This is a genomic window from Mycobacterium sp. UNC410CL29Cvi84, assembly GCF_000686745.1.
In the GTDB taxonomy this organism is placed as follows: domain Bacteria; phylum Actinomycetota; class Actinomycetes; order Mycobacteriales; family Mycobacteriaceae; genus Mycobacterium; species Mycobacterium mucogenicum_B.
Map to the genome: position 1 here is coordinate 1 of NZ_JMLM01000013.1, position 22873 is coordinate 22873.

The window sequence follows — 22873 nt, forward strand, 5'->3', positions numbered from 1 at the left end:
AGGAACACCTCAGTGGTGCCCATATCCAGTGAACGCCACCGTCGTCGGCCCCGGCCCTGGTCGTACCAGCGGGCCCGCGCACCGCACAGGCCACACCGCCCCGCCGCGGCGCGCAGCGGCCGGACATGGGCCACCAACACCTGCGCCATCTCGTCGAACTCGACGTCCTCGACGACCGTGTTCTGGACGCACAACAAGACCCGCCATAAGCTGGCATCCCGCACGCCGTTCTCCGCTCTATTGGTGACTGACCTTCGACAAGCCAGAAACCTAGACCGAGAACGGCGTTCGGCTATTCAAACCCCAAAATCACCCACACATACGTCAACAGAGCCAGGAAAGTTGACGCCTCCAGATCGAATGTGTGACCGAAGAGCCGACACGCCCGGGGCGAACACGCCGATCCCGGCGGCTCAGACCACGTACTTGTGGACTCCGAGGATCGCGTTCTCGTCGGCCGGTTCGGTGGTGCACTCGTGCAGCGCCGCCCGCACCTCGTCGGTGTCCATGCCGGTGCCGATGCACACCAGTTGGGTGCCGGTGCCACGGTGCTTCTGCAGCCGCAGGGAGCCGCCCACCAGCTGCAGCAGGTACCGGTGTCCGGCCCCGAAGTCGACGAAACCCTTTGCCCGGTAAAGGCCTTCGGGCCGGTCGCGCAGCAGCGCCAGCAACCGGCGCGGGTTCAGCACGTCGCCGGTGGTGTATTCGACGGACTGGTAGACGGGATGGTCGTGGTCGTGCTCGTCGTGCAGCAGCTCGTCGAACGACAGCTGGGCCTGCGGGGCACGCTCGGGGATGTCGATGAGCAGCGTCGGGTCGATCCGCGCGAAATCGGTGGGCTGCACCGGAACTCGCGGATTCTGCGCGCGAATGCTGGCCAGCACGTGATCGATGTCGGTGGCCTCGGAGGCCCGGTTCAGCACCACGAGGTCGGCGACCGGCAACCCGTGCCCGAACTCCGGCTCGGTCGCGCTGACCACCAGGATCAGGCCGGCGTAGTGGAAGTCCTCCGAGTCGGCCGTCATGATGGTGCGCGCCACCGCGGGCGGCTCGGCGACGCCACTGGCCTCCACCACGATCAGATCCAGTGCCGGGCGGACGGCGGCCAGCTTGCCCAGCATCTCGGCGACCTCACCGTCCTCGGCGACGCAGCAGATGCACCCGTTGGACAGTGACGCCATGGCGTCGACCTGACCGGCGACCAGCATCGCGTCGATGTTGACGGACCCGAAGTCGTTGACCAGCACGCCGATTCGCGCGCCGCGGCCGTTACGCAGCAGGTGGTTCAGCAGCGTGGTCTTGCCCGCGCCGAGGAAGCCGGCGACCGCGAGGACGGGAATACTCACGGCTTGACGGCAGCGTGCAGCGCGACGATCCCTCCGGTCAGGTTGCGCCAGCGCACCTGCGACCAGCCGGCCGCCTCGATCTTGCGGGCCAGGTCGTCCTGGTCGGGCCAGGCCCGGATGGACTCGGCGAGGTAGACGTAGGCCTCGGGGTTGGACGACACCGCGGTGGCCATCGTCGGGAGCGCCTTCATCAGGTACTCCTTGTAGGCCGTCGCGAAGAGGCGGTTGGTCGGCGTGGAGAACTCGCACACGACCAGGCGGCCGCCGGGCCGGGTCACGCGGGCCATCTCGCGCAGGCCGGCGCTGAAGTCGACGACGTTGCGCAGCCCGAAGCTGATGGTCACCGCGTCGAAGACGCCGTCGTCGAACGGCAGCCGGGTGGCGTCACCGGCCACCTTCGGGACCTTGCGGGCCGCGCCCGCGGCCAGCATGCCGACCGAGAAGTCACAGGCCACGCACCACGCGCCCGACGTCGCGAGCTCGACGGTCGACACCGCAGTGCCGGCAGCCAGGTCCAGAACCTTGTCACCTGGGCCGATACCCAGCGCCGCGCGCGTCTGCCGCCGCCAGAACCGGTCCTGTCCCAGGGACAGCACGGTGTTGGTGATGTCATAGCGACGGGCGACGCCGTCGAACATCGACGCAACCTCGTGCGGATCCTTCTCCAATGACGCGCGACTCACGGATATGACGCTACCGGCTGCTCCAGAGCCCCGCGTCTGCGGCGGGGCGGGAATGGAACGGGCGCTTCGGGAGCTGTAAGCCGCATGGGGACAAAAGTCTGGTTCATCACGGGTACATCGCGCGGTTTCGGTCGCGAGTGGACGGCTGCGGCGCTCGAGCGCGGTGACAAGGTGGCCGCGACGGCGCGGGACGTGTCGACGCTCGACGACCTGGTGGCCAAGTACGGCGACGCGCTGCTGCCCATCGCGCTCGACGTCACCGACCGCGACGCCGACTTCGCCGCGGTGAAGACGGCGCATGAGCACTTCGGCCGGTTGGACGTCGTCGTCAACAACGCGGGTTACGGCCAGTTCGGCTTCGTCGAGGAGCTGTCGGAGGCCGAGGCGCGGGATCAGATCGAAACGAACGTCTTCGGCGCGCTGTGGATCACGCAGGCCGCACTGCCGTACCTGCGTGCGCAGGGCAGCGGGCACATCATCCAGGTGTCCTCGATCGGCGGCATCAGCGCGTTCGCGGGCCTCGGCGCCTACCACGCGTCGAAGTGGGCGCTCGAGGGTTTCTCGCAGTCGCTGGCCGCCGAGGTGGAACGGTTCGGGATTCACGTCACGCTCATCGAGCCCGGCGGATTCTCGACGGATTGGAGCGGCGCGTCGGCCAAGCGGACCACCGAACTCGAGGCGTACGACGGGCTGCGGGCGGACGTCGCCCGCTGGCGCAGCGAGCGCAACGCGGTGCCGGGCAACCCGGAGGCGTCAGCGGCCGCGGTGCTCAAGATCGTCGATGCCGAAAAGCCGCCGCTGCGAGTCTTTTTCGGTAGCGCACCGCTGCAGATCGCCAAGACCGACTACGAAAACCGGTTGCGCACTTGGGAAGAGTGGCAGCCGGTGTCCGAGCTGGCGCAGGGCTGACCGAAGGAACTCCGATGGCGGGACTGAAATTCGTCCGACGCGACGACGGGTTGACCTACGAGTTCGCCGAAGACGGCGAGGCGCACGGGTTTCCGTCGTACAAGCGGGTCGACCTGGACATCTGGTGCCGGCGACTGCCGCACTTCGGGTGGGTGGTGTGCACCGAATTGGGCGCGGTGTCGAGCCGCCCGTTCGACCACGCGGGTTTCGGCTACCTGCCGCCCGAGGGTACGTGGGTGAGTCGCAAGGACGATCGGTCGTACATCTACGACCTCGTCCACGTGAGCTGAAGTCCTGCCGAGCGTGCGTGTCTACGCACGGCACGCCGGTCGACACGTGCAGATTCGTCACTCTCGGTAGCCGCGAGCGGCACTTGAGTGCACACCAAATACGGCGTGTCACAGGCAAACACGCACGCTCGCGGGAGAGTGGAGGAGCGACAGCGCGGCTTGCGGGAGCGCGTCAGGCGGCGAGGGCGCGGCGCTCGCCGAGGACGGCGGCGTAATGTCCGAGCAGTTCGTCGCACACCGCGGGCCAGGTGCGGCCGAGCACGCTGCGGCGGGCGGCGAGCGAGTAGCGGGACCGCTCAGCGAGCAGGTGGTCGACCGCGGCCGGCAGCGCCCCCTCGAAATCCGCTACCGGCAAGAGCAATCCGGTGTGCATGGGTGTCACCAGGTCACGCGGGCCGCCGGCATCCGGCGCGATGACCGGCAGACCCGACGCCATGGCTTCCTGCACCGCCTGGCAGAACGTCTCGTGCTCCCCCGGGTGCACGAACACGTCCATGCTGGCGTATGCCGTGGCCAGTTCCCGGCCGTACAGCGCGCCGGTGAAAACGGCTGTGGGCAATAGCTTTTCGAGCTTGAGTTGATCGATACCCTCACCGACCACCACGAGCTGCAGATCGTCGCGGCCCGCCAGCGCGGCCAGCCGTTCGACGTGCTTCTCCGGTGCCAGCCGGCCGACGAAGCCCACCACCGGCTTGCCCTCGGGCGACCACTGCGCGCGCAGCGCGGCACTGCGAGCCGACGGCGCGAAACCGGTGACGTCGACGCCCCGACCCCACTTGTACACACGCGGAATCCGATGGGTGACAAGGTCTTCCATCGTCGCGCTGGACGGCGCGAGCGTCCGGTCGGCGCGCGAGTGCAAGTGCCGGTTCCAGGCCCATGCGGTCTTCGTCATCATGCCGACGCCGTAGCTCTGCGCGAAACCGGCGATGTCGGTCTGGAACACCGCGACGGTCGGGATGCCGAGGAAACGCGCGGCGTGCAGGCCGCCGTAGCCCAGCAGGGCCGGCGATGCCAGGTGCACGACGTCGGGCCGAAAGTCGCGCAGTACCCGCACCATTCGCGGCCGCGGCACCCCCAGCGGCAACGACGTCACCTTCGGGAACATCCGGGACGGGATGCGGTGCACGGGCACATCGCCGTGGAAAGTGTCCGCGGGCTTTTCACCCCGAGGCGTGTCGGGCGCGATGACCAGCGCCTCATGGCCGTTCCGGTGGAGGTGCTCCAGCACCCGGAGCACCGAATTGGTGACGCCGTTGACATTCGGGAGAAAAGACTCCGCCACGATCGCAACTCGCACACCTGCAGGCTGGCAGCGCAGCCTGACCGTCAGGTGACCGTCAGGGATCCGCGACGCGAAGACACGCACAACTCGGGTACCACCGGTATCGTCTGTCGCACCGCGGCGAGAAAGGGGCCGGCATGCGTCTACCTCGGCTGATCCTTGTTCTGGCCACCGCGCTGGCGCTTCTCACCGCATCGACCGGCTGCGGCCGCACCGTCACCGGATCGGCACTGCGCGACCCGGATCTACCGGGTGTCGCCCTCACCGCGGACGGCTTCGGCATCATCGCCGGCCGGCCCGACGCCCCCGCGCAGATCGAGGTGTACACCGAGCCGCAGTGCACTCACTGCGCCCACCTGCAGGACACCGACGGGCCGGAGCTGAAGAGCCTGATCGCCCTCGGCCTGCTGACCGTCACCTACCGCCCGGTGACGTTCCTGGACACCGCGTACGGCTACTCGGCCAAGGTCGCCAACGCGATGTTCCTGGCCGCCGAGCACGGCACGTCCGCGCCGGCGCTGCAGGCGTACGTCGCGACGCTGTGGGGCCACCAGAATCCGGGCGGGTCCGCACCGTCGGACGGTCAGCTGGCGGGGTGGGCCGCCGACTCGGGCGTCAGCGCCGAGGCCGTGACCACCATCCAGTCCGGTGAACACGCCGTCGACACCGACGAGATGACCATCACCAACGAGACCCGGCTGCAGGAAATCCGCGACGGCGACGCCGGCACCCCAACGGTCTACGACCTCACCGGCAACACCGTGGTGGACATCCAGGAAACCGGGTGGCTCGCGAAGCTGACCGCCGGCCGCCAGACCTAACCCAGCCGGCGCTGCACGAGATTCACGATCCAGAGCAGCGCGCCCGCGACCAACCAGCCCACCACTGCGATCGAGCCGGCCGGGATGACGGCCAGCGACGCGTTGCGGTTCTGCACCCGCACCAGGTCCGGGTTGCTGCGGTCGTACTCGACGTAGATGCGCATGCCGGTCTCGAGTTCGGACGGGTACAGCACGCCCAGCTCGGGCCGGTAGGTGACGCGGTCGGGCGTCACGAACTCGATGGTGGAGCGCCGCGGACCGGCCGAGAGCACCTCGGCGGCCGCCGTGCCCATGTTGTGCTCGATCTGCTGATCGTTGCGCCACGCACCGAGCACCAGCAGCACCGACTGCAGGGTCACCAGGCAGCCCATGATGACGATGCCGATCCGGATCCGCCGGATGACGCGCTGCGACCGGGTCTCCTTACCGTCGCCGAAGACCCGCAGAATCAGGTTGTCCCACAACGTGTTCAACCTGCAACGCAGGGATTCGGGGATCACGGCGCAGCCTTGATCGCCGCCCGTATCGATGCGTGCAGCGCCCGCAGGGTGGACCGGTCGGCCTTGACCTCCAGCACGCGCATCCCCTCGAACGGTTCGCGCAGCGCGGCGGCCAGTCCGTCGGCCTCCACCTGCCGGCACTCGACGTGGTAGGCCCGGCACAGCGCCGCGACGTCGACGTCGTGCGGGGTGCCGAAGATGCGCGACGACACGTCGGAGAACCGGGGATCGCCCTGCTCCAGCAATTCGAAGATGCCGCCGCCGTTGTCGTTGGAGACCACGATGGTCAGCGCCTTGGGCGTCGGCTCGGTGGGCCCGATCAGCAGGCCCGAGCTGTCGTGGACGAAGGTCAGGTCACCGATGAGCGCGACTGTCCGGCCCGTGGTGTGGGCGAGCGCGGCGCCGATCGCCGTCGACACCGTGCCGTCGATACCGGCGACGCCGCGGTTGGACCGCACCGAGATGCCGTGCGAGTTCAGCCCGACGAGCGCGGCGTCACGCACCGGGTTGGAGGCGCCGAGCACCAACTGGTCGCCGGGCTGCAGGCCGTCGGCGACGGCGGCCGCCACGTGCAGGCCGGTGGTCAGTTCGTAGGCCGCGAGCTGGTCACGCACCGCGTGCTCGGCGCGGGCGTTGGCGTCGGCGCACTTCGCGAGCCACGACGGATCCGGCGTGCCGGACGTGATGGCCCGCGTGCCGGTGGCCTGCGAGTTGCCGGACACGTCGGGCCAGCGCGGGCCGGTGGTCAGCGCATAGACGGGCACCGACGGGTCTGCGAGCAGCGCCGACACCGGCCGGTGCAACGTGGGCCGGCCCAGCATGATCACCTGCTGCGGCCGGACCAGCGACAGTGCCAGCGGGTGCAGCGGGTTGTCCGCCGGGGGCGCGGTCGGTTCGGCGACGGTCGGCAGGTGCGCGAGGTTCTCGTGCCGCCCCGCGCCGTGGCCCGCAATGACGATGGTGTCGGGCGTCAGGTCGATCTCGAGGGGCTGGTCGAACGTGACGGGCGGCGTGTACGTCCACGGCCGGCCGTCGGGGCGTCCCTCCGGGCAATAAGTGGAGCCGTCGACCGTTCCCTCTTTGGTGTCCGGGACCAGCGGCTCCCGCAGCGGGATGTCGAACTGCACGGGTCCGGCGTTGGCCGAGCGAGAACCCTTGGCGGCCACCAGGACCCGGCACGTCGCCGACCGCCACTGGGCATTGGCCGCGGCGACGTCGGCCGTCGGCTCGGCCAGGCCGAGGCTGATGGTGGCCCGCACCTGGTTGCCGAAGTAGCCGAGCTGCTCCATGGTCTGGTTGGCGCCGGTGCCCAGCAGTTCGTAGGGCCGGTTGGCGCTCAGCACGATCAGCGGCACGCGGGCGTAGTTGGCCTCGATGACCGCCGGACCGAGGTTCGCCACCGCGGTGCCCGACGTCATCGCGATGCACACCGGCGAGCCGGCCGACACTGCGAGGCCGACCGCCAGGTAGCCCGCGGTGCGCTCGTCGATACGGACATGCAGCCGCAAGCGGCCGGCACGGTCGGCGTCGGCCAGCGCGAACGCCAGCGGCGCGTTACGCGAACCGGGGCACAGCACCACATCGCGGACGCCGCCGCGAATCAGTTCGTCGACGACGACCCGCGCCTGAATCGTCGACGGGTTCATTGCTACAGCGTGTCACAGTGCCTAACCGGTCAGCCCCGCCGACGTCGGGTTGGCAGCGAAGAATTCCAACATGGCGGCGTTCACCGCATCGGGACGCTCGATGAAGCCGAGGTGCCCGGCGTCGGGGATTTCCAGGTATCGGCCCAGCGGGATCGCGTCGGCCACCTCTTTCGACAGGTGCGGCGGCAGCACGACGTCGTCGGCGAACCCGATCACCTGCACGGGCACCGCGATCTGCTGGTAGGCCGGCAGCCGGTTCGTCTCGGGCGCGACGGCCAGTTGCGCCCGCAGCCCCGGAGTGGGCTTCGTCGGCCACATGGTGAACATCTCGATCCAGTCCTGGACGGCGCGATCGTCGTTCAGGGTCTTGGGTGAAAAGTTCTCCAGCAGACGGTTTTTCGCGTCCACCTCAGGGGGCAGCTCGATGCCGGCGGCGAGCAGCGCGCGCTCGGCCTCACGGAAGAACTTGCGGGCCCGGTCTTCGCGGCCGCGCGTGGCCATCAGCACTGCGGAAGACACCAGCTCGGGCCGGGCGACCATGAGCTCCTGGGCGATGAACGACCCCATCGACACCCCGACGACGCGCACCGGGCCGCCGACGACCTTGTTGATCAACGACGCCGTGTCCGCGACCGCCTGGTCGGTGGAGAAGCCGATGGCGTTCTCGGTCGCGCCGATACCGCGGTTGTCGAACGTGATGCAGCGGAAGCCGGCCCGCTGGAACGCCGGTACCTGGTGCAGGTGCCACGTGCGGCCCGCGCCGCCGCGGCCCGCGATGAACAGCACCGGCTCGCCATTACCGCGCTCGTCATATGCCAGATTCACCCGGCCGAGGTTACTGGACCCGGGATTTGTGCACGATTTTCCGCGGCCGGCGCGGAAAATCGTGCACAAATCCCTCGGTCAGCGGCGGGATCGGACCTTTTTGACGGCCTGGTCCCACAGCAGCGCCGTGGTGGCCTTGAGTGCCGTCGGCTTGAGCAGCTCGCGGGACATCAGGGCCGTCGCACTGGCCTTGGTGGCGGCCGAGGCCTTCGACATGTGCCCGGAGTCGAACGGGGGTTGCGGGTCGTATTCCATGGACAGCTGGATGGCCTTGGCCTTGTCCTCACCGCCGATCTGCGCGGCCAGCCACAGGCCGAGGTCGATGCCGGCCGAGACACCCGCGCAGGTGACGATGCGGTCGGCCGACTGCACGATCCGCTCGTCGGTGACGGGTTCGACGCCGAACGTGCGCAGCAGCTGTACGGCCGCCCAGTGCGACGTCGCGCGCTTGCCCTTCAACAGTCCGGAGGCGGCCAGGATCACCGAGCCCGAGCACACCGACGCCGTCCACGTGGTGGTCTCGTGGGCGCGCCGCAGCCACTCCAGCAGTTTCTCGTCGCGCGCGTGCTCCAGGGTGCTGAACCCGCCCGGGATCAGGATGATGTCGGGCGACGGGGTCTCGTCGAACGAGTGGGTGGCGCCCACCAGCAGCACCGCGGAGTCGGCGACGATCGGGCCCGGCTCATGCCAGACGAAACGGACCTCGGTGTCGGGCAGCCAGCGCAACGACTCGTACGGCCCGATGAAGTCGAGGGCCGTGAACCCCGGGTACAGGACGATGGCAACTTGCATGATCTCTCCCTACGCGAACGTCTTGCGGTACTGGTCTGGTGAAACCCCAACGCGCCGAACGAAACTGCGGCGCAGCGTCTCGGCGCTGCCGAAGCCGCAGCGGGCGGCGATGGCGGTGACGGTGTCGTCGGTCTCGGTGAGTTGCCGACGGGCCGCGTCGGTACGGACGCGCTCGACGTAGGCCGCCGGCGGCTCCCCCACCTCGGCGGTGAAGGTGCGGGTGAAGTGCCGCGGGCTCATCGCGGCGGCGCGTGCCAGCTCCGGAACACTGTGCGCCCCGGCGGGTTCGGCTTCGATGAGCTCCTGCACGTCGCGGATCGGTTCTCGCTTGGCGCGCGGCATCCACACCGGCGGCGCGAACTGCGTCTGCCCACCGGGCCGGCGCAGGTACAGCACCAGCCAGCGGGCCACGTCCTGCGCGACGTCGGTGCCGTAGTCGTCTTCGACGAGCGCCAGCGCCAGATCGATGCCCGCGGTGACGCCGGCCGCCGTCCACACCTGCTCGGAGCTGCGGACGAAGATCGGGTCGGGATCGACGGCGATGCAGGGGAATTCGCGGGCGAGCTTGTCCGCCGAGGCCCAGTGTGTGGTCGCCGAGCAGCCGTCGAGCAGGCCGGCCTCCGCCGCGAGGAACGCGCCGTTGCAGACGCTGACGATCCGGCGCGCGTTCGGTGCGGCGGTGCGAATCCAGTCGATGACGGCCGGGTTGGTCCGGGCCTCGTCGACCCCCATGCCGCCGGGCAGCACGATGGTGTCGATCGGCTCGTTGGGGTCGGGCGGCGGTTTGGCGACGAACTCGAGCCCGGTCAAGGTGGTGACGGGACCGCCGTCGGCCGCGGCCAGGACCGGCGCGTAGCCCTCGCCGGCCCGCCCCATCGCGGCCAGTTGCAGCGTCGCTCCCATGAACACGTCGAAGGGGCCGACCACGTCGAGGGCCTGCACCCCACGGAAGCCGAGCAGCACCACAGATCGCGTCACGCCTCTATCGTGCGACGCCGTGGCCCATGGCGTCTACGCCACGGACCCCACAAATTAGGACACGCCGGTCAGCGGCATCAGGTCCGGCCGAGAATTCCCCCGACGAGCCGCTGCAGCGGGCCGCGCGGCGAGCTGTCCACCACGGGCGCGCCGGCGCGCGGTGCGGCGCCGTAGCCCGCTGCCACCACGGCGTCGCACAGCTCGGCCGGGCTGATGTCACGGTCGGTCTCGACGGTGGCGGTCTTGGTGGCAAAGCTGACCGATGCGTGCACACCGTCGATCTTGTTGAGACCTTTCTGCACGCGCCGGGAACACATGCCGCACGACATTCCGGTGATGTCGAGATAGATCGCTCCGGTGGCCGGTGCGTCGCTGCGGGGTTCGGTCACATCTGTCAAGGTCATGTCCTCACAATCTGATCGGCGCCGAAGACACCGTCAAGCGGCTGCGGCGTGCTGATGCACTCCGCGATGGATTCGAAATCGATGTCGACAGTGGGATATTCGGCGAGGTACTCGGCATACGTGCGGCCCCGCAACCTCGCCCCCAACCCGACCCACGCGTCGAGCACCGCCCAGCGCTGCGGATTCCGGGCGGCCCACGCACTGCGATCCAGCCGGTCCTTCCACTCCGCGAGTTCGATGACCTCAGCTCCGAGGCTGCCGAGAAACGCTGTGTAGGGCAGCTTTTCGCCGCGCAGTACCGTCATGCCACGACCCAGCCCCACCGCATGCGACAGCCCGGGAAGCAGCCCGAGAATGCTGTGTGCGGCGGCCACCCCGGTGGTGACCTCTTCGATGACGGGCAGCACCGGGCAGACCCCCAGCGAGGCGCAGGCATCGACCATCGCGACCAGGATGTCCGACGACCGCGCGAGTTGGTGGGCGTCACCGAGCACCCTGGGCAGCCGTACCACCGAGAAGTCCAGGTCGCTCGCGGCACGCGAGACAGCTATCTCCGCCAACGACTTCGACGCGGCGTAGGGGTACGGCGCATGGCGGGGGTCGGTCACGCGGGGCGCCGTCACGTCGGCGTTCACCACGAATGTCGAAAGTTGCACCAACCCGACGCCGCGCCCCGCACACGCCTCGGCGATCGACGCCACCGCGGATACGTTGGCCGCCCGCAGCCGCCGGTAGGGCACCAACACGTTGGTGTTGCCGATGCAGTTCACCACGGTGTGGGCGCCGACGCCGTCGAAAAGGGCACCGAGTTCTGCGGGGCCCAGACGCTCAGGTACCCGGACGATGTCGACCCCACCCACTGCGCGCAGTCTCGACCACGGGTCATGCTCGGGCAGTGGCGATCTCGCGGCGAACACCACGTTGGGGCAGTCGAGCCCGGCGTCTTTGCGGTCGAGGATCGCCTGCGCGAACCCGGTGCCCAGAATGCCCGACGCACCCAGGACTACGATGGTCGATGCGCCGCCTACGGACCCGCGGGTCGCCGGCGCGCAGCCCCGGCGCACCGCCGCCAGGTCGTCGGCGATCTGGGCCGCGGTCTCCTCGTCCATCCAGGTGTTGACGTCAGGTCTGCGGCCGACGATGCCGGCGGCGGAGTCCGCGCCGATCAGATCGAGAATCGACAGCTGCCAGTCGAGGAACCGTCGCGTCTCCGGCAGGATACGGATCAGGTCCAGTGACCCGATGCCCTCGTCCAACAGAGACGCTTCCGGACCGATCGGGCGGCCGAGCCGGCGGCTCCACATCGCGGCGAGGGCGGCTGCCCGCGGATCCACCTCGGTGCCGGCGCGCGGAACCTCAGTCTCCACAGCCAGTTTCGCGCGGTCGACTTTCCCGTTGGACTGTCGTGGGATGCGCGGGACGCCGACGATGTGAAATGCCGGTGCCCCTTGTGCTTTCGCCAGGTCCCCAATCCTGACGCGGGCGGCCGGATCGTCGTTCCCGGCACGGGTCTGTGGGGTTTGGAACCAGATGCCCAGGCCGTTGCCCGCCAGTTCCACTGCCACATCGGATATCTCGGGGACCGCCGACAACCGGCGCAGCAGTTCGGCGATGTCGAACCGCTTACCGGCGATCTTGACCACGGCGTCCCGACGTCCGGCCAGCACGGGATAACCGGCGGCGTCTGTCGTCACGCGGTCGCCGGTGGCGAACACCCGCTGCCAGGAGCCGTCGGGCGTCTGTACCGTGCCGAAGCTCGGGCCGTCCAGACCCAGGTATCCCGCCGACACCAGCTCCCCGACAACGACCACTTCCCCGAACGCGACGAACACCGAGCCCGGCACCAGCGGGCGGCCCAGCCTGGCCGTGGCCGGCGCGGGCTCCTCGGCACCGATCGGCAGTTGCGTGACGACCACCGTCGTCTCGGTCGGGCCGTACGTCGAGACCAGCGAGATGCCCTGGCCGGCAACCGCATCCCGCCACTTGTCGACGGCGGAAGGCCGGACGGCCTCGCCGCCGATGATCACCTGGCGCAGCGCCGAGCCACCCAGCGCAGTCAATGCCGCGTCGTCCTCGCACAGCAGATGCCAGATCGCGGTGGGCAGGTCGAGAACGGTGGCGATGTGCGCCGCGACATCGCGGGTCAGCGCGGGCAGGTCACCGGCGCGCATCGCGGCCGACCGGACCACGCGCGCGCCGCAGGACAGGGCGCCGAACACCTCCTCCACGCTGATGTCCGACGTCAGCGGAGCGCACTGCAGGATGGTGTCGGCCGGCCCCCAACCGTAGGCGTCCCGCACCGCGGCGCAGAAGATCGCCAGCGAACCGTGCGTCACCGGAACAAGTTTGGGTTGTCCCGTCGAGCCCGACGTGGGCATCACATACGCGAGCCGGGAGCCCAGCCCCTGGTCTAGCAGGACCTGGCCGATGCGGTCGTCGACGAGTTGTCTTGTCGCGCCGTCCACCTCGGCAACCGGCGCGGTGAGGTCGACCGCGTGCGCACCGGTGCCGCAATGCTCGGCAATGGCGCTGACTCGCGACGCCACCTCGCCGGATGTCGCGCAGACGCTGTAGCCGCAGCCCGCCAGGTGGCACGCGATCAGCAGCTCCACCGCGCGCTGGGAGTCGTCGTCGACGAAGACCAGGACGTCGCCGGGATCGACACCACGGCGGACGATCTCGGCGATCCACTGGTCGACGCCGGGGCCGCGGCACTGGTCGAGATCGACGTCCAGGAACCAGGCGCGCACACCGTCCGGTGCCTGCGCGGGCAGTTCGGCGCCGGCCTCGAGCCGGCCGTCGGCGCCGAGCCCTGACCACTCGCCGACGGTCAACGCGATCGGCAGGTCCCAGTACGCATCCATCGATCGCAGTGCCGCGACGATGCGACCGGCGACGTCGGCGGGTTCGGGGTGATCGCGCCGGGTCCAGATGGCGAAGTCGATGGTGCGCCGCGCTTCATCGTGGACGCAGGCGACCGTCATCCCTTCCACCGGGCCGATATCGGTGACCACCGGGGGTTCGGACAGGTACGGGCCCAGCTCCGGGGCGGACCGGCCGCGCATGTAGTTCACGGTCAGCGCGTCGACGGGTGCACCGCGGGTGATCGCCAGATGCATGCGGCGGTAGCGCTCTTCCCGAAACCATCGGCGGCGCAGTGCTTTGACGTAGCCGCGGTCGATCGCGGTGACGACATCCCGGACCGCGGCGAAGGGTGCGAACCGAACCGGGTGGGCCACCGAGTTCACCAGGCAGGTGGCGACATTCAGCTCCGGCGCACCGAAGCGGTTGTCCACCGGGTGCACGAGGAGAGCCTCGGTGCTGTGGCGCAGGCCGGCGTGCACCGCCGTCGCGGCGGCGGCGACCAGGATGTTCAGCGGCACCTGTCTGGCCTCGCTGAGCGCCACGATCTCGTCATAGCCCCGGCCGGCGACTCGACGCGATTCGCGCAGCACGCCGCGGCCGGCGGTGCCGAGCCCCGCTTCGGCAGTGCCCGGCACGGAACTGCCGTGCAGGGCGCCTTCGGTCAATTCGCGACGCACCGCGGCGACGTGGCGTTCGGTCGACTCCGCCACTTTCCCGCGTTCGCTGCGGTGCGCCGCGGCGAGCGCCGCCAAACCTGCTGTGGTGCTGGGCTTCTGCTCGGCGTCACCCAGATGCCGCGCCAGGTCGGCTTCGATGATTGCGGTGGCCGCGCCGTCGAGCAGGATGTGGTGGGTCTGCGCGTCCATGCCCACCACCCGGCCGTCGACGTCGGTGTGCACGACATAGCGCACCAGCGGGGTTTCGAGAATGCCGTCCGCCCATGACGCTTCCAACGCGCCGCCGACGGGGTCGGTCGGCACTCGCACCCGGATGATGTCCTGAACCTGCAGGCGGGCAACCAGATCCGGATACCCGTCACCGGCTGTCGACGGATCCAGCACGCACAGCGGAATGGGGTTGTCCCGCACCGCCGCTTCCAGCGCGGACAGGAATGTCGCGAGCGCCACGGGCCGGAACCGGTAACTCTTGCCGATCAGGTACAGCGCGGGATCAGGGTCCTGCAGCACGCCGTGGTAGATGTTCTGCTGAGAGACACTCAGCGGAATCCGGCCCTCGTCAGACGCCACCACGGACGCCCGCCAATTCCCGGACCCAGCCGTCGATCGTCAACTCCTGCGCCAGCCGCTTCAGCAGGTCCGATTCCCGGTCCACCCCAAGACGTTTCATGAGCAGGACGAACCGCACCGAGTCCAGCCCGAGTTCGCGCAGATCGGTGGCGTCGCCGTCGAACAGGTCGGATTCGTCGATGTAGAGCACGTCGGCGACGGCGGCCAGGACACGGTCGCGGAGCCCGTCAGCCATGGACCGTCGCTGCCAGTGCCGCCCGAATGACCTTGCCGGACTGCGTCCTCGGTATCTCGGGCACCAGCGTGATGGTCGACGGCCGGGCCATCGATTCCGACTCCGCCCGGTAGCGCGCCGCGATGGCCTGCTTGAGCCTGCGGGCCTGGCCTTCGTCGAGTTCTCCGGACGGGATCACCGCCAGGCCGATCAGGGCACCGAATTCGGGATCGGGAATCTCGAAGCAGGCCGCCGCGCCAACGCCGGGGACACTCTCGGCGATGCGGTCCACCTCGTCGGGTGCGACGTTGACGCCGCCGGAGATGATCATCTCCGAGGACCGGCCCTTGATGTAGAAGTAACCGTCCGCGCCGCGCTCGAAGATGTCACCGGTGTTCACCCAGCCGTCGACCAGGATCTCACCGGTGCGCTCGGGATTGTTCCAGTACCCCAACATGTTTGCCGGTGACTTGATCCACAGGGTGCCCGACTCGGCGTTGTCGCCGCCTGCCAGACGGACCTCGACTCCGGGGTAGGGCTGCCCCACAGCGCCCGCCTCGATCCGGGCGATTGACCCCGCCGATGTCGGCAGACACAAGGCCGTACAACCGGTTTCGCTCAGACCGAAAACCTGCGCGGTGTGCACGCCTGCCGCCTCGACGAATTGCACGTCGGCCGCGATGGCACGCGATCCGCCGTAGCCGATCATCCGCAGCGGCGGCAGCGCCGCACCGGCCTTGACCTCAGACACCAGGCGCGTCAGCAGAGTGGGCACCAAACAGGTCGAGGCGATCTGGTTGGCGTTGAGAATCTCGGCCAGCGACGTGGAATTCTCACCGCCGGTGACACATTCGCTGCCGTGCAGCAGGCAGTTCAGGATCCACCACAGTCCGCCGATGTGGCTGGCCGGCAGCGGCGAGTACGTGGCTTCGCCGGCCACCCAGCTGATCCAGGTCAGGTTCTCGCGCGCCAGGATGTCGGCCACGGCGAAGAACGTTCGATTAGGCAGCAGTACGGCTTTCGGTTCACCGGTGGTCCCGCTGGTGAAGATCATCGCCAGCGGATCGTCGGCGCCCAAGTCCGGTGGTGCGACGGCGGGCACGGCCTCACGATGCTCGGCGGTGCCGTCGGTGACGTCGACGGCGATCACCGGGACGGCGCTCAGCGCCTCCGGCAGTGCCGCCGCCGCGGCTCCCGGGGTCAGGATAACCGCACTGGGGCCGGTGATCTCACCGAAGCGCGCAACCGTCGCGGTCGGGACAGCACGATCCACCAGCACCGCGATGGCACCGAGTTGCGCACACGCCAGCACCGCGACATAGGTCTCGGGACCGTTGTCGGACATCACGAATGCCCGGTCGCCGCGAGAAACCCCGTGCTCCCGGAGCTCGCCGGCCAGATGGTTCACCAAGGCGGGCAGCCGGCCGTACGTGACACTGCTGGTTCCGTCGCAGCGGCGCAACGCGACGGCCTGCGGCTGCAGCTGCGCCTGCGTGAGCAGCCGCCCCAGTACGGTGCTCACGGGATGTTGAGGATCGCGAGTTCGAACTCACCGAACGCGGACCCGCCGTCGTCGTCGTGGAACTCGATGGCGCACGGGACTTTCAGGTACCGCCAGCTCCGTTCGACGACCTCGATACCTTCGCACGTCAGCCGGGCGGAGAACTTGCGCGCATCGATCTGCCGCTTGTAGCGCGATGCGGTGGACCGGATCAGCATGCTGGACAACTGGTTCTCGAAATAGTCGTCGAGCGACCAGCCCCGGAACCCGTCGATCTCGCCGTGGCGGACGGCCGGCGCGAACGCGGAGTAGGCGAGCTGGTTGAAGCACAACACCAGTTCGACGGCATTGAAATGCCCGGTGCTACGGATGTACACCGACTCCGGGATGCTGAAGTTGCCCGTCGCGAACATCGAATCGCCGGTGGCCCGGTACGTCGCATCCGTGAGATATCGGCAGCCCTTGTAGGAGTAGGGCTCCAGCACCCGGGCCAGCAGTTCCTCCGGAATCTGCTCGGTATCAACCCATTCCGCAACGGGTGAGGTCAGCTCGGTGGCGCTCATGCCGCAAACCCCGGCGTCGCCAGGCCGTCGAGCATGGTCAGCCGATACGTCGTCAGCGTGCCCGTCGCGGTGCCGTGCTTCGCCCGGTGAATCAGGGCCCTGTTGTCCCACAGGATGATGTCACCGACCTCGTAGTGCTGCGTGTGGATGAACGGTGACGCGAAGTCGGCGTCGAGCTGGCCGGTGGCGGTGAGGAGTTCGTGCAGTACCGAGGGGTCCAGTACCTCGCCGTCGCCGTCTTCGATCTTGCTGGTGCCGGTGGAGCAGATGTAGAGGATTTCCTGGCCGGTGTGCGGGTGCCGGATCACCGTAGGCCACTTGATCGGTGGCGTGGCGCGGTTGATCTCGTCCCACACCTCGCCGATCGGCTTGTAGACGTCGCTGGGGCGAATCTTGATGTGGCGCCGCGGATCATGCGTGCTGAAGGTGCCCCGCACCGGCTCCTGCTGCGCCGGCGGCAGGGATTCCCACACCTTGTTGAGATCGATGAAGTACGTTCCGCGGTCGGCGCCCGGCACCGTCAGCGGCATCACCATGGAGAACGCGAACGGCTCCGGCATGAACATGTAGTCGATGTGCCAGAACGCACCCGTGCGCGGCACGCCCTGCCCCTCCTCCGTGGAGGAGACGAAGATCTCCGGGTAGTCGTTGTGGTGGTACACGGGCTCGTAGTACGTGACGATCTCACCGAGAATGCGGCCGAGCTCGATGAACTGCGCGGGCGAAGGCTTGACCCCCTTCAGGACGACAAGCTTGTTCTCGTAGACGATTTCGCGGAGCTCGTCGGTCGAGATGTTGCTCAGATCGTTCGGATCGATTCCGACGACCTGCGCTCCGAGCCCTCGTCCCTGCACATTGAGCGTCATCGACGCTGCCTCCCCAAGTTTGCTGCACCGCGTCGCGATGGCATCGAAATCCATTGCCCCACAACGCAGAAAGTCGTTCTGATGTTGTCTTCAATTGATGTAGTCGTCGGAGCACCGAGAAAAGTTCCGCGCCGCTTCACAATTCGCGTCAGCGCTGCTGAGACCCATCCGCCGTGCCGGAGTCCCAGGTGCCAGGAAGCAGGGGCGCCGACGGGTCCGCATCTGCCGGCATCCGCTCCACCATTCCGGTGGGCGCAGTGCTCGCTGTGGTCACCGCACCGGTGAACCCCACCGGACCGGCACCGCGCACACTCGCGGTGATGGCGGGCGCGCTCGGCGAATTGTCGCCGCCACCAGGCAGATCGGCTTTCATCTCCGGAAGCTCATCGCGATAGCCACGTGCACCGCGCCGGGCACGACCCACCCGTTTGGCCCGGTCGCGGACGCCGGCCACGGCACGAGCGGGCGCCGCGGCACTGACGGTATCAGTGCTGACATCGGGCGATTCACTGCCGGACTCCGGCCCCGGGCCCACCCCCTGTCGCGGCAGCCCGGGCACGGCGTAGACCAGGTTGGGTGCGGGTACGGCACTGCCGGTGCCGGCGGTGGTCGGCGCCGGCGCGGACGGGCCGGAAGCCTGCGGCACACCGACGTGAATACCGGGGACGACGGGCACACCCTGAGCGCGCGGCGCGGCGGACACAGGCTGGGCGACAGCAGGTTCGGCAGGCACCGGCGCCGCGTCCATGGCCGGCGGCAGCGGCGATTTCACCAGCGCCAGCGCCGCGAGCGCACTGAGTGCCGGCGCGAAGAACGGGGCCAGCAGCAACCCATAGGAGGCGTAGTAGGGGTACCAGAGCATGTCATAGAGCGTCAGCGCCACCAGGGCCAGCACCGCGGACGTGGCGGGATTGAAGCCCAGCTGCTGGAAGAAGCGCGTGAAGTTCTCGAGCATCTGGTCGATCTGACCGGCCGTACCCAGTTGCGACAGGAATTTCCAGAGGTCGCTCAGCGGTTGGCTGGGTGCGGCGGGCGTGTTCGGCATCGGCTGCCGGGCCTCACCACCGGGCGCCACGATCGACGGCGCCGGCTGCGGAGGCGGCACCGCGGCCGTCGCCGATTCGCTGACCGCCTGGTAGACGATCATGGTGTCGGCCGCCTGCACCCACATGCGCGCGTAGTCGGCTTCGTTGATCGCGATGGGAATTGTGTTGATACCGAAGAAGTTCGTCGCCACCAGTGCGGCGTTGGTCACATGATTGGCCGCCAATTCGACCAATGTCGGCATGGTCGCGACAGCGGTGCCGTAGGCAGCGGCCACGGTCTCGTGCTGCGCCGCCGTGGCGGCCGACGCCGCGGCGGACTCCTCCAGCCAGGCCAGATAGGGCACGTGCGCGGCGACGTACTGAACGGCGCTGGGTCCCTCCCAGCTGCCCGCGTGCACGTCGGCCAGGATGGCCGACAACTCGGCGGCCGCCTCGCCGTACTGCACGCTGAGCTGGTGCCATTGCGCGGCGGCAGCCAGCAGCGAACCCGGCCCCGGGCCGGCTGCCAGGAGCGCCGAATGCACTTCCGGCGGTAGCGCCAGCCAAATCGGTGCGGTCACTGTCAGCTAGTCGGGCGGCGCTTCGAGAAAGTTCCCGACCCATCGAAATCTCCTATGCCGCAGCCGGATATCGCGATGCTCCGGAAATGCCGTTCCCGGGGCCGGTGCTGCCGACGTGATCGCCGGACGTACGGTGGGGCCATGTCAGTCATCGACGCCCGTCATCTCGACGGCGTATCCGAAACCGCGCTCCTCACCTTGCACCAGCGCGCCACCGAGGCCGCCCGCCCCGACGGCATCATCGACGACCCGATGGCGATCACGCTGCGCGACGGCCTCGACTACGACTACCAGGATTTCGGCCGCACCCATCAGGCCACCGCACTGCGGGCCCTCGTGTTCGACGATGTCACCCGCGACTATCTGGCCGTCCACCCGCGCGCGACCGTCGTGGCATTGGCGGAGGGTCTGCAGACCAGCTTCTGGCGCGTGGACAACGGTGAAATGACCTGGTTGTCAGTCGATTTGGCGCCGATCATCGCACTCCGGCAGCAGTTGCTCCCGGCGTCCGAGCGGCTGGGCCATCGCGCGCAGTCCGCGCTGGACCACTCCTGGTTGGACGCCGTCGACGCTACCGACGGTGTGCTGATCACCGCCGAAGGCCTGTTCCAGTATCTGACCGAGGACGTCGTCTTCAGCCTCATCGCCGCCTGTGCCGAACGGTTTCCCCACGGGCAGTTGGCCTTTGACAGCGTGCCGCGGTTCCTGAGCGCGTATTCACAGCGCCGCGGCTTCCGGCTCAGTGCGAACTACACCGCACCCGCGATGCCCTTCTGGTTCACCGCCGACCAGTACCCACGGTTGCAGGTCATCCCCGGAGTCCGCGCGCTACGCGAACTGCGCTACCCGGCCGGCCGCGGCACGCTCGTGCCGTGGGTCACCCGGCAGTCCTACCGCTTGCCGGCACTGGCGCGCTTCCGCGCACCGGTGACGCTCGTCGAATTCAATTGACGGACAAAGACCCCAGCAGCGGGTAGCACGCGCGGACGCGCTCGATCCACCAGTCCCGGCGCGCGGGGGCGGCCGCCAGGCCGGTCAACCGGGCCGGGTCCGGCGCCACCGGGCCGACGGGCAGGAACCCGTCGACCGGCGGTGCCACGTCCGCGACGTCGTCGACGAACAACCCTCCGGTGCCCAAGCCGCACGCATGTTGCAGCGTCGGCAGGCAGCCGGCGGCCAGGAGCCCGCGCGTCATGCCGACCGCGGAATCCAGCGCACTCGACACCACGATCGGGATGTCGATCTGCGCGGCCACGTCCAACAACCGGGAGACCCCGCCCAGCGGCGCCACCTTGACCACCGCGATGTCGGCCGCGCGCTCGCGTACGACGCGCAACGGGTCGGAGGCCTTGCGGATGGATTCGTCGGCGGCCACGGGCACGTCGACCAGACGCCGCAGTTCGGCCAGTTCCGCCACCGTGGCGCAGGGTTGTTCCAGGTACTCGAGAGGCCCCGAAGCGGTCAGTGCCCGTGCCGCCGCCTCCGCTTCACGAACGGTCCAGCCGCCGTTGGCGTCCACCCGCACCACCGGCACCAGGGCACGGACGGCCTCGACGCGGGCCACGTCGTCGGCCAGCGTCTGCCCCGGTTCGGCCACCTTCACCTTGGCGGTCCGGGCACCCGGGAAGCGGGCCAGCACCCCGGGCACCCGCGCCGCGTCGACGGCGGGCACGGTGGCGTTGATCGGGATGCGGTCGCGCACCGGCGCCGGTGACGGCCGGTAGGCCGCCTCGATGCCGGACGCGAGCCAGTGCGCCGCCTCCGCTGCGCCGTACTCGACGAACGCGCCGAATTCACCCCAGCCACACGGCCCTTCGATCAGCGCGACTTCACGAACGTCGATGCCACGGAACCGGACCCGCATCGGCAGTGAGACGACGTACAGGCGCTCGAGCAGTTCGTCGAGTGTGGGCGGAGCGGGTAGCACCCCTCCATCGTGCCTCACACGGTGGCGCGGTCCCGACCGTCCCAGTACGGCTTGCGGAGTTCCTTCTTGAGGATCTTGCCGGTGGGGTTGCGCGGCATGTCGTCGACGAAGTCGATGGTCTTCGGACACTTGTAGGCGGCGAGGCGTTCGCGGGCGAAGGCGATGAGGTCGGCATCCGACACCCCGTCTCCCGAACCCTCCAGCGTCACAACGGCTTTCACCGACTCGCCCCACTTCTCGTCGGGCACGCCGATGATCGCGACCTCGGACACCGCCGGGTGCTCGGCGAGCACCCGCTCCACCTCGATGGAGTAGATGTTCTCGCCGCCGGAGATGATCATGTCCTTGAGCCGGTCCTCGACGAAGATGTAGCCGTCGGCGTCGACGCGGCCGATGTCGCCGGTGCGGAACCAGCCGTCGGCCGTGATGGCCTCGGCCGTCGCGTCGGGCCGGTTCAGGTATTCCTTCATCAATGTCGGTGTGCGGAACCACAATTCGCCCTGTTCACCAGCGGGCGCGTCGTCCAGGGTCTCCGGGTTCACCACGCGGACCTCGGCTTGTGGAATCAGCACGCCGGCGCTGACCAGTCGCTCCTCGTTGTCGGCGCGGTGGTCCTCGGGCATCAGCCGGCTGACGACGCCGCAGACCTCGGTCAGGCCGTACACCTGGATGAACTCGGTCTCGGGCCACGCCGTCAAGGCCTGGCGCAGCAGCGGCAGCGGCATCGGCGAGGCGCCGTAGGCGTACGTCTTCAGCGCGCTGAACAACTTCACCGCGTCCGGACCGGACTCGAGCACCTTGGCCAGCACCGCCGGCACGAGGAACGTGCGGTTGGCACCGTTCAGGATGCCGCCGGCGAGCGACGCACCGTCGGCGTCGCGCGTCATGTAGCTCGGCACGCCGTTGTGCAACCCGTACTGCACGTAGGACGAACCACCGACGTGGAACAGCGGCATCGCCACCAGGTTCTTGTCACCGGCTTCCGCCGTCCAGCCCTCGAAGGCGTTGATGGTGTGCGCGATCATGTTGGCCTGCGTGAGCGCGACGCCCTTCGGGCGGCCCGTCGTGCCCGAGGAGTACATGATGATGCTGACGTCGTCGGGCTGGACGTCGGGCGACCGATCCACCGGGGTCGCACCGGCGAGCAGCGCCTCGTACTCGTCACCGTCGCCGCCCTCGGGCGTCACGCTGACGATGTGCTCGACGGCCGTCAGCTTGTCCGTGATGGCGTCGACCGCCGGCCGCAATTCGGCGCCCACGATGAGAACCTTTGCGCCGCAGTCGTTCAGCACGAAGTCCAGCTCGTCGGCGGCCAGGCGGAAGTTGATGATGGCGTTGGCGGCGCCCAGCGACGCCGCGGCCAGCGTCAGCTCGACACACGCCGGGTGGTTCTTGTCCAGGAACGCCACGACGTCCCCGCGTTTGATGCCCCAGGCCTGCAGCGCACCGGCGAGGCGGCGGATCCGGTCGTTCCACTGCGACCACGTCCAGGTCCGGCCCAGGTAGGTGATCGCTTCTTCGTCTGGCTTGGTCGCGGCCCAGTGGGCAACACGTTCATCGAGGAATCGGGGTGCCGACAGTTCAGTCATGTGCTGAGCCTGCCAC

Annotated in this window: 22 protein-coding genes; 4 read left to right on the top strand and 18 right to left on the bottom strand. The window is 69.0% G+C overall.

Features of this window, described 5'->3' with window-relative positions:
• The 3 genes from BR47_RS30875 to BR47_RS0118765 all read right to left on the bottom strand — a co-directional run.
• On the bottom strand, positions 1-224 hold a 224-nt coding region (locus BR47_RS30875), incomplete at its 3' end, for a transposase family protein (protein ID WP_036427585.1).
• A gap of 189 nt (positions 225-413) precedes the next feature.
• Positions 414-1346 carry a CobW family GTP-binding protein gene (locus BR47_RS0118760; protein WP_029120450.1) on the bottom strand — a complete coding sequence of 311 codons (933 nt, stop codon included), beginning with the start codon at positions 1344-1346 and terminating at the stop codon, positions 414-416.
• The gene (locus tag BR47_RS0118765) at positions 1343-2029 is read right to left on the bottom strand and encodes a demethylmenaquinone methyltransferase (protein ID WP_029120451.1); all 687 of its coding nucleotides are present in this window, start codon (positions 2027-2029) and stop codon (positions 1343-1345) included. Before BR47_RS0118765 ends, BR47_RS0118760 begins: the two co-directional genes overlap by 4 nt.
• Before the next feature lie 84 nt (positions 2030-2113).
• Between BR47_RS0118765 and BR47_RS0118770 the strand changes: the two genes are divergently transcribed.
• Positions 2114-2938, top strand: a complete 825-nt coding sequence (locus BR47_RS0118770; RefSeq protein WP_029120452.1) for an SDR family oxidoreductase — start codon at positions 2114-2116, stop codon at positions 2936-2938.
• 14 nt (positions 2939-2952) lie between these two features.
• The gene (locus tag BR47_RS0118775) at positions 2953-3228 is read left to right on the top strand and encodes a hypothetical protein (RefSeq protein WP_020101271.1); all 276 of its coding nucleotides are present in this window, start codon (positions 2953-2955) and stop codon (positions 3226-3228) included.
• Positions 3229-3400: 172 nt separating this feature from the next.
• Here BR47_RS0118775 and BR47_RS0118780 read toward each other — a convergent pair whose 3' ends face one another.
• On the bottom strand, positions 3401-4528 hold the full coding sequence (locus tag BR47_RS0118780; RefSeq protein WP_029105176.1) for a glycosyltransferase family 4 protein: 1128 nt from the start codon (positions 4526-4528) through the stop codon (positions 3401-3403).
• 122 nt (positions 4529-4650) lie between these two features.
• On the opposite strand from BR47_RS0118780, the gene BR47_RS0118785 reads away from it, so the two are divergent.
• The gene (locus BR47_RS0118785; protein WP_029120453.1) at positions 4651-5334 is read left to right on the top strand and encodes a DsbA family protein; all 684 of its coding nucleotides are present in this window, start codon (positions 4651-4653) and stop codon (positions 5332-5334) included.
• Here BR47_RS0118785 and BR47_RS0118790 read toward each other — a convergent pair.
• The 12 genes from BR47_RS0118790 to BR47_RS0118845 all read right to left on the bottom strand — a co-directional run bounded on the left by BR47_RS0118790 (position 5331) and on the right by BR47_RS0118845 (position 19323).
• Complete coding sequence (locus tag BR47_RS0118790; protein WP_051634885.1) at positions 5331-5834, bottom strand: DUF3592 domain-containing protein; 504 nt, start codon at positions 5832-5834, stop codon at positions 5331-5333. The genes BR47_RS0118785 and BR47_RS0118790 overlap by 4 nt on opposite strands.
• The gene (gene menD, locus BR47_RS0118795; protein ID WP_029120455.1) at positions 5831-7480 is read right to left on the bottom strand and encodes a 2-succinyl-5-enolpyruvyl-6-hydroxy-3-cyclohexene-1-carboxylic-acid synthase; all 1650 of its coding nucleotides are present in this window, start codon (positions 7478-7480) and stop codon (positions 5831-5833) included. Before menD ends, BR47_RS0118790 begins: the two co-directional genes overlap by 4 nt.
• 21 nt (positions 7481-7501) lie before the next feature.
• Positions 7502-8305, bottom strand: a complete 804-nt coding sequence (locus tag BR47_RS0118800; RefSeq protein WP_029120456.1) for an alpha/beta fold hydrolase — start codon at positions 8303-8305, stop codon at positions 7502-7504.
• A 78-nt stretch (positions 8306-8383) separates the two neighbouring features.
• Complete coding sequence (locus BR47_RS0118805; protein WP_029120457.1) at positions 8384-9097, bottom strand: DJ-1/PfpI family protein; 714 nt, start codon at positions 9095-9097, stop codon at positions 8384-8386.
• Between the two features lie 9 nt (positions 9098-9106).
• A complete protein-coding gene (locus BR47_RS0118810) occupies positions 9107-10075 on the bottom strand; it encodes a GlxA family transcriptional regulator (RefSeq protein ID WP_029120458.1) in 969 nt (322 codons plus the stop codon).
• Positions 10076-10152: 77 nt separating this feature from the next.
• On the bottom strand, positions 10153-10479 hold the full coding sequence (locus tag BR47_RS0118815; protein WP_081831343.1) for a heavy-metal-associated domain-containing protein: 327 nt from the start codon (positions 10477-10479) through the stop codon (positions 10153-10155).
• Positions 10476-14594: an AMP-binding protein gene (locus tag BR47_RS0118820; RefSeq protein ID WP_036427587.1), complete on the bottom strand. Its 4119-nt coding sequence runs from the start codon at positions 14592-14594 to the stop codon at positions 10476-10478. The genes BR47_RS0118815 and BR47_RS0118820 overlap by 4 nt, the downstream gene beginning before the upstream one ends.
• Positions 14581-14826 (bottom strand): acyl carrier protein MmaB, encoded by a 246-nt coding sequence (gene mmaB, locus BR47_RS0118825; RefSeq protein ID WP_020101261.1) that lies wholly within the window; start codon positions 14824-14826, stop codon positions 14581-14583. The genes BR47_RS0118820 and mmaB overlap by 14 nt, the downstream gene beginning before the upstream one ends.
• On the bottom strand, positions 14819-16327 hold the full coding sequence (gene fadD10 / locus BR47_RS0118830; RefSeq protein WP_029120461.1) for a fatty acid--CoA ligase FadD10: 1509 nt from the start codon (positions 16325-16327) through the stop codon (positions 14819-14821). Before fadD10 ends, mmaB begins: the two co-directional genes overlap by 8 nt.
• Entirely contained in the window at positions 16324-16869 is a 546-nt protein-coding gene (locus BR47_RS0118835) for an FcoT family thioesterase (protein WP_029120462.1), read from the bottom strand. Before BR47_RS0118835 ends, fadD10 begins: the two co-directional genes overlap by 4 nt.
• A complete protein-coding gene (scoE, locus tag BR47_RS0118840; RefSeq protein ID WP_029120463.1) occupies positions 16866-17735 on the bottom strand; it encodes a (3R)-3-[(carboxymethyl)amino]fatty acid oxygenase/decarboxylase in 870 nt (289 codons plus the stop codon). Before scoE ends, BR47_RS0118835 begins: the two co-directional genes overlap by 4 nt.
• Before the next feature lie 148 nt (positions 17736-17883).
• The gene (locus tag BR47_RS0118845; RefSeq protein ID WP_036427596.1) at positions 17884-19323 is read right to left on the bottom strand and encodes a PPE domain-containing protein; all 1440 of its coding nucleotides are present in this window, start codon (positions 19321-19323) and stop codon (positions 17884-17886) included.
• A gap of 159 nt (positions 19324-19482) precedes the next feature.
• Here BR47_RS0118845 and BR47_RS0118850 point away from each other — a divergent pair, with 159 nt between their 5' ends.
• On the top strand, positions 19483-20292 hold the full coding sequence (locus BR47_RS0118850) for a class I SAM-dependent methyltransferase (RefSeq protein WP_029120465.1): 810 nt from the start codon (positions 19483-19485) through the stop codon (positions 20290-20292).
• On the opposite strand, the gene BR47_RS0118855 is transcribed toward BR47_RS0118850, so the two are convergent.
• On the bottom strand, positions 20285-21268 hold the full coding sequence (locus tag BR47_RS0118855) for an o-succinylbenzoate synthase (protein ID WP_029120466.1): 984 nt from the start codon (positions 21266-21268) through the stop codon (positions 20285-20287). The two genes, BR47_RS0118850 and BR47_RS0118855, sit on opposite strands and share 8 nt — an antisense overlap.
• A 14-nt stretch (positions 21269-21282) precedes the next feature.
• Positions 21283-22857 (bottom strand): long-chain-fatty-acid--CoA ligase, encoded by a 1575-nt coding sequence (locus BR47_RS0118860; RefSeq protein WP_029120467.1) that lies wholly within the window; start codon positions 22855-22857, stop codon positions 21283-21285.
• Positions 22858-22873: the final 16 nt, after the last annotated feature.

Bases quoted from the DNA above. Each gene is read 5' to 3' on its own strand.
- BR47_RS0118815 (WP_081831343.1), bottom strand. From the start codon at position 10,479: ATGACCTTGACAGATGTGACCGAACCCCGCAGCGACGCACCGGCCACC.
- BR47_RS0118805 (WP_029120457.1), bottom strand. From the start codon at position 9,097: ATGCAAGTTGCCATCGTCCTGTACCCGGGGTTCACGGCCCTCGACTTC.
- BR47_RS0118770 (WP_029120452.1), top strand. From the start codon at position 2,114: ATGGGGACAAAAGTCTGGTTCATCACGGGTACATCGCGCGGTTTCGGT.
- BR47_RS0118835 (WP_029120462.1), bottom strand. From the start codon at position 16,869: ATGAGCGCCACCGAGCTGACCTCACCCGTTGCGGAATGGGTTGATACC.
- menD (WP_029120455.1), bottom strand. From the start codon at position 7,480: ATGAACCCGTCGACGATTCAGGCGCGGGTCGTCGTCGACGAACTGATT.
- BR47_RS0118785 (WP_029120453.1), top strand. From the start codon at position 4,651: ATGCGTCTACCTCGGCTGATCCTTGTTCTGGCCACCGCGCTGGCGCTT.
- scoE (WP_029120463.1), bottom strand. From the start codon at position 17,735: ATGACGCTCAATGTGCAGGGACGAGGGCTCGGAGCGCAGGTCGTCGGA.
- BR47_RS0118860 (WP_029120467.1), bottom strand. From the start codon at position 22,857: ATGACTGAACTGTCGGCACCCCGATTCCTCGATGAACGTGTTGCCCAC.
- mmaB (WP_020101261.1), bottom strand. From the start codon at position 14,826: ATGGCTGACGGGCTCCGCGACCGTGTCCTGGCCGCCGTCGCCGACGTG.
- BR47_RS0118775 (WP_020101271.1), top strand. From the start codon at position 2,953: ATGGCGGGACTGAAATTCGTCCGACGCGACGACGGGTTGACCTACGAG.
- BR47_RS0118850 (WP_029120465.1), top strand. From the start codon at position 19,483: ATGTCAGTCATCGACGCCCGTCATCTCGACGGCGTATCCGAAACCGCG.